The organism is Klebsiella sp. CN_Kp073, from assembly GCF_040065495.2.
Taxonomy (GTDB): domain Bacteria; phylum Pseudomonadota; class Gammaproteobacteria; order Enterobacterales; family Enterobacteriaceae; genus Klebsiella; species Klebsiella aerogenes.
The window spans coordinates 988,074-1,003,232 of record NZ_CM198051.1 but is presented as its reverse complement, the minus strand read 5'-3'; the positions used below and the strand labels follow the sequence as shown (position 1 = coordinate 1,003,232).

13 protein-coding genes are annotated in these 15,159 nt (G+C 57.5%); 4 read left to right on the top strand and 9 right to left on the bottom strand.

Annotated elements, in window-relative coordinates:
- The first annotated feature begins 16 nt into the window (after positions 1-16).
- Complete coding sequence (gene galR, locus ABLV66_RS04910) at positions 17-1,033, top strand: HTH-type transcriptional regulator GalR (RefSeq protein WP_045396693.1); 1,017 nt, start codon at positions 17-19, stop codon at positions 1,031-1,033.
- On the opposite strand, the gene ABLV66_RS04905 is transcribed toward galR, so the two are convergent.
- Positions 994-1,473 (bottom strand): GNAT family N-acetyltransferase, encoded by a 480-nt coding sequence (locus ABLV66_RS04905; protein ID WP_348876501.1) that lies wholly within the window; start codon positions 1,471-1,473, stop codon positions 994-996. The genes galR and ABLV66_RS04905 overlap by 40 nt on opposite strands.
- A gap of 196 nt (positions 1,474-1,669) precedes the next feature.
- Here ABLV66_RS04905 and ABLV66_RS04900 point away from each other — a divergent pair, with 196 nt between their 5' ends.
- On the top strand, positions 1,670-2,671 hold the full coding sequence (locus tag ABLV66_RS04900) for a LacI family DNA-binding transcriptional regulator (RefSeq protein ID WP_161801907.1): 1,002 nt from the start codon (positions 1,670-1,672) through the stop codon (positions 2,669-2,671).
- On the opposite strand, the gene lysA is transcribed toward ABLV66_RS04900, so the two are convergent.
- Entirely contained in the window at positions 2,664-3,926 is a 1,263-nt protein-coding gene (lysA, locus tag ABLV66_RS04895) for a diaminopimelate decarboxylase (protein ID WP_316422597.1), read from the bottom strand. The genes ABLV66_RS04900 and lysA overlap by 8 nt on opposite strands.
- Before the next feature lie 136 nt (positions 3,927-4,062).
- Here lysA and ABLV66_RS04890 point away from each other — a divergent pair, with 136 nt between their 5' ends.
- Complete coding sequence (locus ABLV66_RS04890) at positions 4,063-4,989, top strand: LysR family transcriptional regulator (RefSeq protein ID WP_348876499.1); 927 nt, start codon at positions 4,063-4,065, stop codon at positions 4,987-4,989.
- Here ABLV66_RS04890 and ABLV66_RS04885 read toward each other — a convergent pair.
- From ABLV66_RS04885 to ABLV66_RS04870, 4 genes are all read right to left on the bottom strand, one after another.
- The gene (locus ABLV66_RS04885) at positions 4,976-5,668 is read right to left on the bottom strand and encodes an aspartate/glutamate racemase (RefSeq protein ID WP_047044188.1); all 693 of its coding nucleotides are present in this window, start codon (positions 5,666-5,668) and stop codon (positions 4,976-4,978) included. The two genes, ABLV66_RS04890 and ABLV66_RS04885, sit on opposite strands and share 14 nt — an antisense overlap.
- A 79-nt stretch (positions 5,669-5,747) precedes the next feature.
- Positions 5,748-7,103 (bottom strand): carbohydrate porin, encoded by a 1,356-nt coding sequence (locus ABLV66_RS04880; RefSeq protein WP_063416339.1) that lies wholly within the window; start codon positions 7,101-7,103, stop codon positions 5,748-5,750.
- A 108-nt stretch (positions 7,104-7,211) separates the two neighbouring features.
- On the bottom strand, positions 7,212-8,642 hold the full coding sequence (locus ABLV66_RS04875) for a glycoside hydrolase family 32 protein (RefSeq protein ID WP_047044319.1): 1,431 nt from the start codon (positions 8,640-8,642) through the stop codon (positions 7,212-7,214).
- Between the two features lie 18 nt (positions 8,643-8,660).
- The gene (locus ABLV66_RS04870; RefSeq protein ID WP_045373827.1) at positions 8,661-9,902 is read right to left on the bottom strand and encodes an MFS transporter; all 1,242 of its coding nucleotides are present in this window, start codon (positions 9,900-9,902) and stop codon (positions 8,661-8,663) included.
- 223 nt (positions 9,903-10,125) lie between these two features.
- On the opposite strand from ABLV66_RS04870, the gene ABLV66_RS04865 reads away from it, so the two are divergent.
- Entirely contained in the window at positions 10,126-11,121 is a 996-nt protein-coding gene (locus ABLV66_RS04865) for a LacI family DNA-binding transcriptional regulator (RefSeq protein ID WP_047044184.1), read from the top strand.
- On the opposite strand, the gene araE is transcribed toward ABLV66_RS04865, so the two are convergent.
- The 3 genes from araE to ABLV66_RS04850 form a co-directional block, all read right to left on the bottom strand.
- Entirely contained in the window at positions 11,122-12,540 is a 1,419-nt protein-coding gene (gene araE / locus ABLV66_RS04860) for an arabinose-proton symporter AraE (RefSeq protein ID WP_015369908.1), read from the bottom strand.
- Between the two features lie 295 nt (positions 12,541-12,835).
- On the bottom strand, positions 12,836-13,597 hold the full coding sequence (gene kduD, locus ABLV66_RS04855; RefSeq protein ID WP_015703339.1) for a 2-dehydro-3-deoxy-D-gluconate 5-dehydrogenase KduD: 762 nt from the start codon (positions 13,595-13,597) through the stop codon (positions 12,836-12,838).
- Between the two features lie 366 nt (positions 13,598-13,963).
- Positions 13,964-15,142, bottom strand: coding sequence for an acetyl-CoA C-acetyltransferase (locus ABLV66_RS04850; protein ID WP_045396653.1), 1,179 nt, complete (start codon positions 15,140-15,142; stop codon positions 13,964-13,966).
- Positions 15,143-15,159 lie beyond the last annotated feature (17 nt).

Genomic DNA, 15,159 nt, shown 5'->3' with positions numbered 1-15,159 from the left:
CTAAAAAAGGTCCGGTATGGCGACAATTAAGGATGTAGCCCGACTCGCTGGAGTGTCCGTCGCTACCGTCTCACGCGTTATCAACAACTCGCCAAAAGCGAGTGAAGCCTCTCGTCAGTCGGTAACGGCGGCGATGGAAACGCTGAACTACCACCCCAACGCCAACGCCCGCGCGCTGGCGCAGCAGTCGACGGAAACCATCGGCCTGGTGGTGGGCGACGTTTCCGATCCCTTCTTCGGCGCGATGGTCAAAGCCGTCGAACAGGTGGCCTACGGCACCGGTAATTTTCTGCTTATCGGCAACGGCTACCACAACGTGCAAAAGGAACGTCAGGCGATTGAACAACTCATTCGCCACCGCTGCGCGGCGCTGGTGGTACACGCTAAAATGATCCCCGACGACGAGCTGGCAGGGCTGATGAAACAAATCCCCGGCATGGTGTTGATCAACCGCATCGTTCCCGGTTTCGAGCAGCGCAGCGTGGCGCTTGACGACCGCTACGGCGCCTGGCTGGCGACCCGCCATCTGATTCAGCAGGGCCACAGCCGCATTGGCTATATTTGCTCCAACCACGCGATTTCCGATGCCGAAGACCGGCTGCAAGGTTATTACGATGCCCTGAAAGAGAGCGGCCTGCCCGTCAATGACCGGCTGGTCACCTTCGCCGAGCCTGACGAAAGCGGCGGCGAGCTGGCGATGACCGAGCTATTAGGCCGCGGCAGAAACTTTACCGCCGTCGCCTGTTACAACGATTCAATGGCCGCCGGCGCAATGGGGGTGCTCAACGACAATGGTATCGAGGTGCCGCAGGAAATTTCGCTGATTGGCTTCGATGACGTACTGATCTCGCGCTACGTGCGCCCCCGCCTGACCACCGTGCGTTATCCGATCGTCACCATGGCGACCCAGGCGGCGGAGCTGGCCCTGGCATTGGCGGAACAGCGCCCGGCGCCGGAAATCACCCACCTCTTCAGCCCGACGCTGGTGCGCCGTCACTCGGTAATAACGCCCGCGGAAGGCGATAAATCGTAGCGGTACAGGTTCACGGCGGAGGCCGGGTAATCCAGCCCCTCGCCGATATAGCGCCAGCCAAAGCGTTCGTAAAAGTCGCGGCAGGCGGAATAGAGATAAAGCTGCGGATAACCGCACTGGCGGGCATAGTCGATAACGTGCTGCTGCAGCTTACCGGCCACCCCCTGCCCGCGCGCCGTTTCGGCGACAAACAGCGCCGCCATCCAGGGGAACAGATCCTGACGGCTTATTAAATCGCAACGCCACAGCCCTACGGTCCCCAGCAGCACCTCGCCTTCGGTGGCGATAAAGGTCAGCGGCAGCGCCCCCGGCGTTTGGCTATGTTCAACAATACTGCTAAAAAACGCCTGCGGTAAGGCATCGTCGGCAAAAGCCTGCCATAGCCACTCCGCCACCTGTGGCGCATGCTGCGGCGCGGCGTACAATGGTTGAATCTGCATTTTTACCCCCTGTGAATCGATGAATTCTAGCGCGCCGAGCCCGCCTGCGCATCATGGGTCGGAAAATGCCTTCAACAGGATTTCCGCAAAAAGCGTGATCGCGATAGTCTTTGCCGTCGTCAGGCTCATATCCCTCTGAATGACTGTGGTAAACTGCGCCCTATCACGGGTTATCAGGAATCGACGAATGGCAACAATGCTGGATGTCTCAATACGCGCAGGCGTCTCGAAAGCGACGGTTTCCCGCGTGTTGAACGGCACAGGTCAGGTAAAAGAGAGTACCCGCCAACAGGTCTTCAAAGCGATGGAAGAGTTGGGCTACCGGCCCAATTTTCTCGCCCGCTCGCTGGCGAATCGCACCAGCAATAGCATTGGCCTGGTGGTATCGACATTCGACGGTTTCTATTTTGGCCGCTTGCTGCAACAGGCGTCGCGTCAAACGGAAGCCTGGGGCAAGCAGCTTATCGTCACCGATGGCCACGATGCGCCCGAGCGGGAAGAAGAAGCGGTGCAAATGTTGGCCGACCGCCAGTGCGACGCCATCGTGCTCTACACCCGCCATATGAGCGAACAGAAAATCATGTCGCTTATCGAGTCCATCGAAACGCCGCTGGTGGTGATTAACCGCGATGTCAGCCAGGCGCGGGAACGCTGCGTGTTCTTCGAACAGCAAGAAGCGGCGTTTCAGGCCGTCGACTATCTGATCTCCCAGGGGCACCGCGATATCGCCTGCCTGACCGTGCCGATGCACACCCCAACGGGTAAAGCGCGCCTGGCGGGCTACCGCAGCGCGCTGGAAAAGCACGGAATTGCGTGGGAACCGGCGCGGGTAAAGTACGGCGATTCGACGATGACTCGCGGTTATGAGCTATGTCGGGAATTATTAGAAGAGAAAACGCCGTTTAGCGCGCTGTTCTCCTGTAACGATGATATGGCGTTGGGGGCCTCGAAAGCGCTGCATCAGGCGGGGTTACGCATTCCGCAGGACGTGTCGCTCTTCGGCTTTGACGACGCACCCAGCGCAAAATGGCTGGAGCCGGGATTATCGACGGTCTACCTGCCGATCGACAATATGATCACCACCGCCATCGACCAGGCGATTAAGCTTGCCAACGAACAGCCGATCGAAACCATCCCGCCGTTCACCGGCACGCTGGTGCTGCGTGAATCGGTGACGACGGGGCCGTTCTTTAAATAAGCTCCAGCGCCAGCAGTTCTTCAATGGTCTGGCGGCGGCGAATCAGGCGCGCGCTGCCGTTATCAAACAGCACTTCCGGCAGCAACGGGCGGCTGTTGTAGTTTGAAGACATCGATGCGCCGTAGGCGCCGGTGTCGTGCAGCACCAGGTAATCCCCCGGCGCGACCGCCGGCAGCAGACGAGTTTCCACTTTACCGCCCTCCTGCTGGGTAAAGACGTCGCCGGATTCGCACAGCGGCCCCGCGACCACGGTTTCCAGCTGTGGTTCGCCGCTCAGGTCGCGCCCGTCCGCCGCCAGCGCGGTAATATGATGATAGCTGCCGTACATGGCCGGGCGCATCAGATCGTTAAAGCCGGCATCGATCAGCACGAAGTGGCGGCTACCCATCTCTTTCACGCTACGCACCTGCGATACCAGCACGCCGGACTCCGCCACCAGGAAACGCCCCGGTTCGATCTCCAGCTTTACCGGATGCCCCAGATGTTTGGCGATCTGCTCGCGCGCGGCATTCCACAGGCCAAAGTAGTGATCGGTATCGATCGCCTCTTCGCCTTCGTGATAGGGGATCGATAAACCGCCGCCGGCGGAGATCGCCTGTAGATCCTGGCCAAACTCCACCACCTGGCGCACCATCGCGCCGCATACTTGCTCAAGATGGCCGTAATCAACGCCGGAGCCAATATGCATATGGATGCCGACCAGCTGCAGCGAATGGCGGCGAATCACCTCCAGCGCTTGCGGCAGTTGGCTGTACCAGATACCGTGTTTGCTGTTTTCGCCGCCGGTATTGGTCTTCTGGCTGTGGCCATGACCAAATCCCGGGTTGACGCGCAGCCAGACGCGGTGGCCCGGCGAGACTTCGCCCAGCTGGCTAAGCATATCCACGGATCCGGCATTTACCGGGATCTGTAACGCTTTTACTCGTTCAAGGGTCGCGCGATCGATCAGATCGGCGGTAAAGACGATATCGTCCGGATGCTGCACGGGATCGTAACCTGCCGCCAGCGCGCGTTCGATCTCGCCAAGCGACACCGAATCCACCTTCACGCCCTGCTCGCGCATCAGACGCAGAATATGAATATTGGAGCAGGCCTTCTGCGCAAAACGCACCACGTCAAACTGGCTAAGTTGGGCAATCTGGCGGCGGATAATCTGCGCGTCATAGACCCATACCGGGCAGCCAAACTCAGCGGGCAGGCGCAGTAGATTGTCGGCGGTCAGATCGGTATCGGTGGCGTTCAGCGAGCGTGGCATAAGGACTCCGGTGCGTACGTGTGTTTGTCGATGTTTTTTTCGATTACGCCACAGCGTGAAGAGAATAAAAAATATCGTTTTATCGCGAGTCTATGCAAAAATGATATGGCTATCTGATGCTAACCGGGAGCCGCCCATGCCAGCCGTCAACTTACGCCATATCGAGATTTTCCACGCGGTGATGACCACCGGCAACCTGACCGAAGCGGCGCGGATGCTGCACACCTCGCAGCCGACGGTCAGCCGTGAGCTGGCGCGTTTTGAGAAAGTACTCGGCTTAAAGCTGTTTGAGCGCGCCCGCGGCCGTCTGCAGCCGACGGTGCAAGGGCTGCGACTGTTTGAAGAAGTACAGCGTTCATGGTACGGGCTGGATCGCATCGTTAGCGCCGCGGAAAGCCTGCGCGAATTCCGCCAGGGGGAGCTGTCGGTAGCCTGTCTGCCGGTCTTTTCGCAGTCATTTCTGCCGCTGCTGCTGCAGCCGTTCCTCGCGCGCTATCCGGACGTCAGCCTGCAGATCGTGCCGCAGGAGTCGCCGCTGCTGGAGGAGTGGCTGTCCGCCCAGCGCCACGATTTAGGGTTAACGGAAACGCTGCATACGCCGACCGGCACCGAGCGCACGCCGCTGCTGACCTTAAATGAGGTCTGCGTCCTGCCGCTGGATCACCCGCTGGCCGCGAAAACCGAACTCACCCCCGCCGACTTCCACGGCGAAAACTATATCAGCCTGTCGCGCACCGACAGCTACCGCCAGCTGCTTGATGCGCTGTTTATGGAGCACCAGGTGAAACGACGGATGGTGGTTGAAACCCACAGCGCGGCGTCGATCTGCGCGCTGGTGCGCGCCGGAGCGGGCATTTCGGTGGTCAACCCGCTCACCGCCCTCGACTACGCTGAGAGCGGCGTGGTGGTGCGGCGCTTCAGCGTCGATGTGCCCTTTACCGTCAGCCTAATCCGCCCGCTACATCGCCCCGGTTCCGCGCTGGTCGACGCCTTTGTTCAGCATCTGCAAACCAGCCTGCCGCGTATCGAACAGCCGCTGGCGGCGGTACTTAAGAGAGCATAAATTCCACCGCGTCGGCGGCATGGATCGCCGCGGTATCAAATACCGGCAGCGGGCTACTCGTTTCCGGTACCAACAGGCCGATTTCGGTGCAGCCGAAGATAACGCCTTCCGCCCCCTGCGCCGCCAGCGCCGCGATGACCTGCAGATAATAGTCGCGCGAGGCGTCGCTAAAGGTGCCGAGGCACAGCTCATCAAAAATAATTTGATTGATGCGCGCCCGATCGTCGGCCTGCGGGATCAGCGTCTCAATGGCAAACTGCTGCTGCAGACGGCCGCGATAAAAATCCTGCTCCATGGTGTAGCGGGTGCCCAATAACGCGACCCGACGCTGACCTTTAGCGCTGATCGCCCGCCCGGTGGCGTCGGCGATATGCAGGAACGGCACTTCGCAGCGGGCTTCAATCGCCTCAGCCACTTTATGCATGGTGTTGGTGCACAGCACGATGCCCTCGGCGCCGGCCTGCTGTAGCCCCAGCGCCGCCGCGGCGAGGATCTCGCCGGCGCGCTCCCACTCACCTGCCGACTGGCAGGCCTCAATCTCATGAAAATCAACGCTATGTAGCAACAGGCTGGCGGAATGCAGGCCGCCGAGCCGCGCTTTAATGCCTTCATTAATTAACCGGTAATAGGGAATGGTGGATTCCCAGCTCATGCCGCCCAGCAGGCCGATGGTTTTCATTATCTGCTCCTTTATGGTTTGCTCCAGTGAAGCAAACCTGCCGATAACTTTCCACTGTTGCTGTTGGGCGGCGACCACATCAGAAGAAATATTTAAAGCGCACGCGCGCGCCGTAGCGTTCGTCGTCGTTCCCGCTCTGCTGGGCCGACGAATCCAGCCATGAGGCATAGGCGCCGAGATAAATATTAAAGTTCGGCATATCCATGATATTCGGCAGTTGCCAGGAGGCATGGATCGTGTGGATGTCATAGCGGCCCGGCGTCAGAATCGCGCAGTCGCCATCGCACTCGCCGCTGACGCCCGCCATATTAAACTGGTCGATTTTGTTGTGCGCGTAGATATATCCCAGCTCGACGCGATGCCACAGCGCGTTGATACCGGCGCTGAAATCCTCTTCATCCGCCGCATCCAGATAAGCGGTGCTGAGGTTCACCACCATGCCATCCTCGGCATCGGTTTTCAGCGTATTCCAGCTCATGGTCAGTCCGTAGCCGGTACGGTTGGACTGATCGACCCAGCGTCCATGCTGGTTTTGATAGCCATAGGCATTGTTCACCAGGTTGCTCTCAACCGCCGCCGCCACTGACCACGGGCCGGATTGCCAGGCCGCCACCGGCCGCACGTAGACCACGTTTTTATGATTTTCGAGCGCGTTGCCGTGATAGTTTTGATCGACGAATAACGAGCTGCCGTCTTCCACCAGCGTGTTGAGCTCAAAGTACCAGTTATCGAGATATTTGCTCAGCAGGAAATTACCGCCGCTGCTGCTACGCCCGCGCCCCTCTTTCATCATGTAGATATAACCGTAACCGTCGCTATAGAGATCGTTGGCGGTATTACCAGAATATTCAATAAACGTATCCTGATTTAGCGGGAACATATCGTAGGCTTCAAAGCGCCCCACTTTTATTTTCCAGTCATTTTCCTGACCAAAGAAAAATACGGCATCATCAAGATTCATTTTCCCGGTCATATCCGCCAGCGGCTGTACGCTAAAGCCGGAATATTTACCATTCGCGCCTTTACGTAAGCCATCAAATCCTAACAAAATACGCCCATTAATATCCCAGCGCTCTTTATCCCCCGGCGCCCAGTTCTTATTCGCGCTGGTTTTTACCGAGGTCAGGCTGCCGGTTCGGCTGGCGCCATCCATATTAAATTCAACATCACCGTAAAATTTTAAATCGACATCTTTATTCACCGCCAGCGCCGGCGCGGCAACCGTCGCGGGCGCTGGCGCGCTGCTTTTAGCCGTCGTGCGCTCCTGCTGCTTCAATTCGCGGATTTCCGCCTCGGCGTTTTGCGCCCGCTGCTCGGTGGCTTTTAAGCGCTGCTCCATCTGCGCCAGGCGCTCCTCAAGCGAAAGCGTTGGCTGCGCGCCGGCGGCGGGAATAAATAAAGACGAGATAAGACATCCAACCCAGATTTTATTCATCGTTAGACCCTGCTTATTATATATTAAAGGTATTGTTTTATTTTTTCGGTAAATATTGAAAACCCGCCGGCGATTGCTAACGGGTTATTCGGGTTAATTACTATTTAATTAGAGCTCCCATGCTCCGCCATCAATTAATGCCGCGCTACCGCTCCAGGAAAATAAAACTAATTCTCTGTGCTGCGCGTCAGGATAAATACGGCTGCTGAGGCAGGCTTCGCCGTCATTGACGAAAACCTCAACGGATGAGCTATCGAAAAATAACCGCAGCTTCAGCGCCGAACCGGTGGGTAACGGAACGCTGCGGGTGCCGCACAAACCATATTGCGGATAGCGGCGCTCCAGTACCAGTCGCTGCATCTGATTGTCGACATATACCTTCAGCCCTTCGCCAAAGCTCAAACCGTACTGCTCGGCGCAGCTATTGGCCGTATCCCAATGCAGGTTGACCTCCATGGTTTCGCAGTGCTCTACCATCGTCAGTTGCTGATTCTTCAACGAACTGACAGGCCACGGGAACCAGTCGCGGCGCAGGCCTTCCACCTCTTTTGCCGGACGCATCAGTAACCGATTATTCGCGCCGAGGCTTAACTCGCGCGGCAGCGAGAGCATACCGGCCCAACCGTCCTGCTGCTCCGGCAGCGGCGACTCCCACATGTCCAGCCAGCCGATAACAATCCGTCGGCCATCAGGGGTGAGGAAGCTTTGCGGCGCATAGAAATCGTGGCCGCTGTCGAGTTCGACAAACGCCTCTTCGCGGACGAAAGGTTGCCCCGGCAGCCAGTCCCCCAGCAGATAGCCGCTCTGGAATAAATTGCGCCGGGCAAAACCGTCCGCGGCCATCCCCTGCGGCGAGAACATCAGCACCCGCTTGCCATCGAGTTCAAAGAAATCCGGGCACTCCCACATGTAGCCCATCCCCGCTTCGGCCTGGGCAAGAATACCGGCATCCTGCCAGTGGCGCAGGTCGTCAGAACGGTACAACCGCACCTGACCGACGTCGTCTACCCGCGCGCCGACCACCATGTACCAGCTTTCACCTTCACGCCATACTTTCGGGTCGCGAAAATGGTGCATCCCCGGCGGGGTATCAATGACCATCCCCTGGCGCTCAAAATGGATGCCGTCGCGGCTGGTCGCCAGACACTGCACCTGGTACAGATTATTTTCATCAGCGGGATCGCCATGAAATTTATGGCCGGTGTAGATGAGCGCCAGCGTATCGCCATCAACCACCGCCGAGCCGGAGAAACAGCCGTCTTTATCTTCCGGCCCTTCCGGCGCCAGCGCCACCGGCAGGTGTTCCCAATGCACAAGGTCCTTGCTGCGCGCGTGGCCCCAGTGCATCGGCCCCCACTGGTTTGAATACGGGTGGTGCTGATAAAACGCGTGGTACCAGCCGTCGAACCATACCAGCCCGTTGGGGTCGTTGATCCAGCCGGCACGGGCAGCCAGGTGATAACGCGGATACCAGCGCGGGTTGAGATCCACGCTTTTCGCCTGCAGTTCCCGCTCCGCGTTACTAATGGAATACATCATATTCATTTCTCTTTTCAGTCAGATAGTGGATGGCTGCGACATGAGCGAATCCGAAGAGGCCTTATTGGATCGCAGCAGGAAGATGGAGATGAAGGTGGTGCAGAACACCAGCAGTCCCATGATCAGATAGGAGTCGGCGAAGCCGTATTTTTCATAGCTATAGCCCGCCAGCGGCGACAGGACGGTGGCGATAACCGAACTGGTGCAGGCGAAACCCACCAGATACAGGGTGGATGAAAGGCGTTTATCAAAGTTCAGGCTGTTGTATTTGAAGATAGAAACCAGCAGCACCGGCAATTCCACGGCGTGCAGCAGTTTCGTAATCGAGATCAGAACCGGACCTTCCACCAGCCCGGAGGCCACCATGCGCATCGCCATCACCATGCCGGCGAAGATCAGACCGTTTTTCGCGCCGATGCGGTTGACCAGCCACGGGGCGCAGAACATCCCCGCCGCTTCGAGGAACACCTGGAAGGAGTTGAGATAGCCATACATGGCGTTCCCTTCATGCAGCGTGGCGAACTGCGAAGAGAAGTAGACCGGGAACTGCTGGTCGTAAACGCCGTAAATACAGGTGCCGACGACGAAAAATACCAGCGCCCAGAAACGCGGCAGCGTCAGCAGGCGCAGCGCGTCTTCCAGCGTGACTTTACCGCCACTGACCGCCTCCTGCATGGCATGCGGCGCTGAAGAGACCTTAAGCCGCGCCAGCAGCATGAAGAAAACCAGACCGGAACAGCTGGCGACGGCGAAGTTCAGCTGTGGGTTTATGTTAAACAGCAGCCCGGCGAAAAAGGTCGCCACCGCCCAGCCCAGCGATCCCCACATCCGCGCTTTGCCGAATTCAAACTGGCTTTGCCGCGCCACGCGCTCGGTATAGGACTCCAGCACGCCAATGCCGCCGTTAAAGGTCAGGCCGATGTAGATGCCGCCAAAAATACTGCCGAGTAGCACGTTGATTTTGAGCAGATAGCCAAACAGCAGATAGGCCGGCCCGGAAAGGATCAGTAAGACCGTGATATACCAGAGTAAATTTTTGCGCAGCCCCAGTTTATCCTGGATAAAACCGTAGCAAATCTGGGCGAATAGCGCCGAGACCGACAGCACCGCGTAGATAATGCCGGTATCCCCGGCTTTCAGCCCCACTTCCTGATGTAGCCAGATGGAAAGCAGCGAGCCGGAAGAAGACCAGGTAACAAAAAAGAAAAACAGTAAGGCACTGAGTAAGGGGTAGCTGTGAGAGTGATGCGTCTTCATCATGACATTCTCGTGTTGGAGTAATGCGCGAATGGTAACGTTAACAAAAAACAACTCTCATCTGGTTTTGTGACGATTCATGATGTTAATCACAAAAGTTAACGTTAACATAATGGAGATGCGATCGCGATCAACTATTCATCGCCATGCTTCACCATCGGGCTGGGATAGACTATCGTATGATCCTTTTACATCAGCGACTTAGTTGTATACCGGAGTAATCACCATGGCATCTCTGAAAGATGTAGCGAAGCTAGCCAATGTCTCACTGATGACGGTATCCCGCGCGCTGAACAGCCCGGAGCGCCTGAAGGCGGATACGCTCGCCCGCGTACAGGCGGCGATTGAACAGACCAATTACGTGCCCGATCTGTCGGCAAAGAAAATTCGCGGCGCCCGGGCAACCCCAAGCACCATCGGCGTGCTGGCGCTGGACACGGTGACCACCCCATTCTCGGTAGAGATAACGCTCTCTATCGAAGAGACGGCGCGGGCCCACGGCTGGAACAGCTTTGTGGTCAACATGTTCTCGGACGACAACCCTGATGCCATACTCGACCTGCTGCTTTCCCATCGCCCGGACGGCATTATCTACACCACCATGGGGCTGCGCCAGGTCCCGCTGCCGAGCAAATTGTTGACGCTGCCCTGCGTGCTGGCCAACTGCGAAAGCCTGAACGAGAACGTCGCCAGCTATATTCCGGATGATGAGCAGGGCCAGTACGACGCGGTGAAAGCGCTACTGGCCGCCGGCTATCGCCGCCCGCTCTGTTTGCATCTTCCGGCCAGGCATCTGGCGACGATACGCCGCCGACAGGGGCTGGAACGCGCCTGCCGTGAGGCGCAGGTTGATCCGGATACGCTCGATCACGGCTATATGACCTACGGTGACGAACACTATCGCGATATTCCCGGCCAGCTGCTGGCCCATATTGAGCAAGGTAAACCGCGGTTTGATTCCGTGGTGTGCGGCAACGATCGCATCGCTTTTATGGTCTACCAGACGCTGCTGGCGCAGGGCCTGCGAATTCCTGAAGATGTGGCGGTGGTGGGTTATGACAACATGGTGGGGATTGGCGATCTGTTCCTGCCGCCGCTGTCGACGGTGCAGTTACCGCATTATGAAATTGGCCGCCTGAGCGCCCTGCATATCATTAACGGCGACAGCCATCGGGATACCGTTAAGGTTCCCAGCCCGTGGCTGCCGCGCGAATCAATGTGATCAGTTGCCGATGTTACGCAGCTTTTCGCCGGACATCAGCTTGCGTTCGATATGCTCCAGCGTCACGTTTTTAGTTTCCGGGATCAGCCAGAAGGTCACGCCGATAAAGGCCACGTTCAGCGCGGTATAGAGCCAGAACGTGCCTGCCGCGCCAATCGCGTCCAGCAGCGTCAGGAAGGTCGCGCCAATAATCATGTTCGATACCCAGTTGGTGGTGGTCGAACAGGTGATACCGAAGTCGCGGCATTTCAGCGGCTGGATCTCAGAGCAGAGGATCCACACTACCGGCGCGGCGCTCATCGCGTATCCGGCAATACACATCATGGTCATCCCCACCGACAGCCAGGAGAGGCCGCTACCGGCGGTACCGTTATCAAACTGCATCAGACAATAGCCCAGCACCAGGGTGCCCAACGCCATCACGCTAAAGCCGATTTTCAACGCCGGTTTACGTCCGGCCTTATCGACGGTAAACACCGCGATAAAGGTCGCGAACATAAAGGTCAGGCCGACCACCAGAGTGGCGATCATCTGCTGCTCGGTGGTGGTAAAACCGGCCATTTTGAAGATCCGCGGCGCGTAATACATGATGATATTCATGCCGGTAAACTGCTGCATCGCCTGCAATAACATGCCGAGGAACACCGCCCGACGCACGTTGCGGTTCACTTTGAACAGCGCCCATCCCCCCTGCTTGAGCTTCAGGCTTTCGCGGATTTCATTCAGCTCATCGCGCGCCTTTTCCGAGGTATCGCGCAGCATGCGCAGCACTTCTTCGGCCTCGATATGGCGGCCTTTTTCCGCCAGCCAGCGCGGGCTGTTAGGCAGGAACACCACCAGGATAATCAGCAATACCGCCGGCAGCGCCAGCACGCCAAGCATCGCTCGCCAGTTGCCGCTGTAGCTGAAAGCGGTATCGGATAAGAACGCCAGCACGATGCCAAGCGTGACCATCAACTGATACATGCTGATCATCTTGCCGCGAACGTTTTCACTCGCCATTTCAGAAAGATAGAGCGGCGCGGTATAGGAGGCGATACCGACGGCGACGCCAAGGACAATGCGCGCCGCCAGCAGCATCTCGACGCTGGTGGCGAATGCCGAGCCGATAGAGCCCGCCACAAATAGCACTGCGCCGACCATCAGGCTGTATTTACGGCCAAGACGGAAAGAGAGCCAGCCGTTGAACAGCGCGCCAATCGCCGCGCCCAGCATCATACTGCTGACTACCCACTCCTGCAGACGGCTGGATAACACGAAATGATCGGTAATGAAGGGGAGCGCCCCGGCAATCACGCCAATATCAAGGCCGAATAACAAACCCGCCACCGCGGCGGCAATGGAGACAAACTGGTTCATGCGCCGGGTGTTGCGCTGCGCATTGGGGAGTAAACCCGGATCGGTGGTCAATGAAGTCATTTTTTTCCTGCCTCAACAGAGTATGCGTGCAGTGAAAGTACGGGATCGCAGGGCTAAGGTGTCAGGCGGGAGATGGCGAAGATATGGATAAAACGGCTGGTAGCATTGTTTTTGTGATGGACATTAAACTTTATCTTATGCAAAAAATGCTGTCCGATCGTCAAAACAACCCTGATGTATGGCGAGTATTTTATTTTCCATTACTAACGAGTATGGATTATTTAAACCTCATGATATGGACGATTATTGTTCAGAAAACAACCCGCCGGTTGGCGGGTTGTTCGACTTATGTCTGTTAGCGCGCCAGCCAACCGCCATCTACCGCCACGGTGTAGCCGTTGATGTAATCGGATGCGCTGGAGGCGAGAAACACCACCGGCCCCATTAAATCGCTCGGCAGGCCCCAGCGGCCGGCCGGGATACGGTCGAGAATTTCCGCGCTGCGCTGTTCATCGGCGCGCAGCTGCTGGGTATTGTTGGTTGCCATGTAGCCGGGGGCAATGGCGTTAACATTGATATTATGCTTTGCCCATTCATTGGCCAGCAGGCGAGTTACGCCCATGACGCCGCTTTTCGAGGCGGTGTAGGACGGCACGCGGATCCCGCCCTGGAACGACAGCATGGAGGCAATATTGATGATCTTGCCACCGTTACCCTGGGCGATGAAGTGCTTCGCCGCGGCCTGGGACATGAAAAAGACGCTTTTGATGTTCAGATTCATGACGTCATCCCAGTCTTTCTCGCTGAATTCGATAGCATCCTGACGGCGGATAAGCCCCGCGTTATTGACCAGAATATCGATGTGGCCAAATTCCGCCACCGCACGCTCAAGCAACTGCGGAATACCATCAATCTGTCGCAGGTCGGCGGTGAGGCTCAAAAAACGACGCCCCAGCGCGGTAACGCGCTCAATGGTTTCCGTCGGTTCAACGATGTTAATACCGACGATATCACAGCCCGCTTCCGCCAGCCCAACCGCCATGCCCTGGCCTAAACCGGTGTCGCAGCCGGTCACTACCGCGACTTTCCCCTGAAGAGAGAATGCATCAAGAATCATATCTGGTTCCTTTCTTTCACGGCCTGCTCACCACAGGCAAGGTTCTGAGGCTAAGAAGAACTCCTGGGGCGTCCCCATCATAAAAATAAAACAGAGTTCCGTTTTGCTAATGGTCACATAGTAGACCGCTGAAAAATCATTTTCAACGACAATTAAAACAACGTTTCATTTTTTGTGATTAAAAATGATAAAAACGCAAAACGGATCACATAGCCAGAAGCTGGTGACCTATACAAAAGCTATAAATACAGTGAGTTAGGTTATCTTTAAAAAATAACCGCGAAGAAAGAAAATCAGGTAAAAAAATGAAGAATGGAAGATCGACGGGGATGATGGGCCTCGCGCCGGGGACGGCGCGAAACCCTATTATGCGCGCTCCACCGCCAGCGCAACGCCCTGCCCGCCGCCGATACACAGCGTCGCGAGCCCTTTACGCGCATCGCGCTTAATCATTTCATGTACCAGCGACACCAGAATCCGGCAGCCGGACGCGCCAATTGGATGGCCAAGGGCGATAGCCCCGCCGTTAACGTTCACCCGGCGTTCATCCCATTCCAGCACTCTGCCAACGGAAATCGCCTGGGCGGCAAAAGCTTCATTGGCTTCGATTAAGTCAACCTCATCCAGCCGCCAGCCCGCGCGCTCAAGGCAGCGCCGGGTAGCATGTACCGGCGCGATACCCATTAGCGCCGGATCGACGCCGACGCTGGCGAAGGCGCGAATGCGCGCCAGAATCGGCAGCCCCAGCTCCTGGGCCTTTGACTCGCTCATCATCATCACCGCCGCCGCGCCATCGTTAATACTCGATGCATTACCCGCTGTCACCGACCCTAACTGGTCGAAGGTGGGCATCAGGCTGGCTAATCCCTCAGCGCTGGCGTCCATCCGCGGCTGCTCGTCGGTATCCACCAGCCGTTTACTGCCGTTATGCTCGGTGGCGACCGGCACGATCTCATCGCGGAACCGCCCGGAGTCTATCGCCCGCCGCGCTTTTTGCTGCGAGCTAAGCGCCCAGGCGTCCTGTAGTTCACGGCTGATCCCATACTCCCGCGCCAGATTTTCCGCCGTTACGCCCATATGGTAATCATTGAAAGCGTCCCACAGACCATCATGCACCAGGCTGTCGATAAGCTGGCTATTGCCCAGCTGCGCGCCGGTTCGGCTGTCGGTAAGCACATGCGGCGCACGGCTCATGTTTTCCTGGCCGCCGGCGATCACTACATCCGCTTCGCCGCACTGGATGGCCTGGGTCGCCAGGTGCAGCGCTTTCAGCCCGGAACCGCAAACGTCGTTGATGGTGATCGCCGAGACGGTATTCGGCAACCCGCCGCGGATCGCCGACTGGCGCGCCGGATTCTGCCCGGTACCCGCGGTCAGCACCTGACCGAGGATCACTTCATCAATGCACTGCGGATCGATTCCGCTCCGCTCGACTAACGCCTTCACCACCACGCTGCCCAATTCCACCGCCGAGTGACGCGCCAGCGTTCCCTGAAAACAGCCGATGGGCGTACGCAACGCGCCGACGATCACGACATCTTTCATCCTTTACCTTCTGCGCA

What these genes read in the sequence shown, in the direction of transcription:
- kduD (WP_015703339.1), bottom strand. Translation starts at nt 13,597, where the DNA reads ATGATTCTTGATGCATTCTCTCTTCAGGGGAAAGTCGCGGTAGTGACC.
- ABLV66_RS04850 (WP_045396653.1), bottom strand. Translation starts at nt 15,142, where the DNA reads ATGAAAGATGTCGTGATCGTCGGCGCGTTGCGTACGCCCATCGGCTGT.
- ABLV66_RS04870 (WP_045373827.1), bottom strand. Translation starts at nt 9,902, where the DNA reads ATGATGAAGACGCATCACTCTCACAGCTACCCCTTACTCAGTGCCTTA.
- ABLV66_RS04880 (WP_063416339.1), bottom strand. Translation starts at nt 7,103, where the DNA reads ATGAATAAAATCTGGGTTGGATGTCTTATCTCGTCTTTATTTATTCCC.
- galR (WP_045396693.1), top strand. Translation starts at nt 17, where the DNA reads ATGGCGACAATTAAGGATGTAGCCCGACTCGCTGGAGTGTCCGTCGCT.
- ABLV66_RS04885 (WP_047044188.1), bottom strand. Translation starts at nt 5,668, where the DNA reads ATGAAAACCATCGGCCTGCTGGGCGGCATGAGCTGGGAATCCACCATT.
- ABLV66_RS04905 (WP_348876501.1), bottom strand. Translation starts at nt 1,473, where the DNA reads ATGCAGATTCAACCATTGTACGCCGCGCCGCAGCATGCGCCACAGGTG.
- ABLV66_RS04875 (WP_047044319.1), bottom strand. Translation starts at nt 8,642, where the DNA reads ATGATGTATTCCATTAGTAACGCGGAGCGGGAACTGCAGGCGAAAAGC.
- lysA (WP_316422597.1), bottom strand. Translation starts at nt 3,926, where the DNA reads ATGCCACGCTCGCTGAACGCCACCGATACCGATCTGACCGCCGACAAT.
- araE (WP_015369908.1), bottom strand. Translation starts at nt 12,540, where the DNA reads ATGACTTCATTGACCACCGATCCGGGTTTACTCCCCAATGCGCAGCGC.
- ABLV66_RS04865 (WP_047044184.1), top strand. Translation starts at nt 10,126, where the DNA reads ATGGCATCTCTGAAAGATGTAGCGAAGCTAGCCAATGTCTCACTGATG.
- ABLV66_RS04890 (WP_348876499.1), top strand. Translation starts at nt 4,063, where the DNA reads ATGCCAGCCGTCAACTTACGCCATATCGAGATTTTCCACGCGGTGATG.
- ABLV66_RS04900 (WP_161801907.1), top strand. Translation starts at nt 1,670, where the DNA reads ATGCTGGATGTCTCAATACGCGCAGGCGTCTCGAAAGCGACGGTTTCC.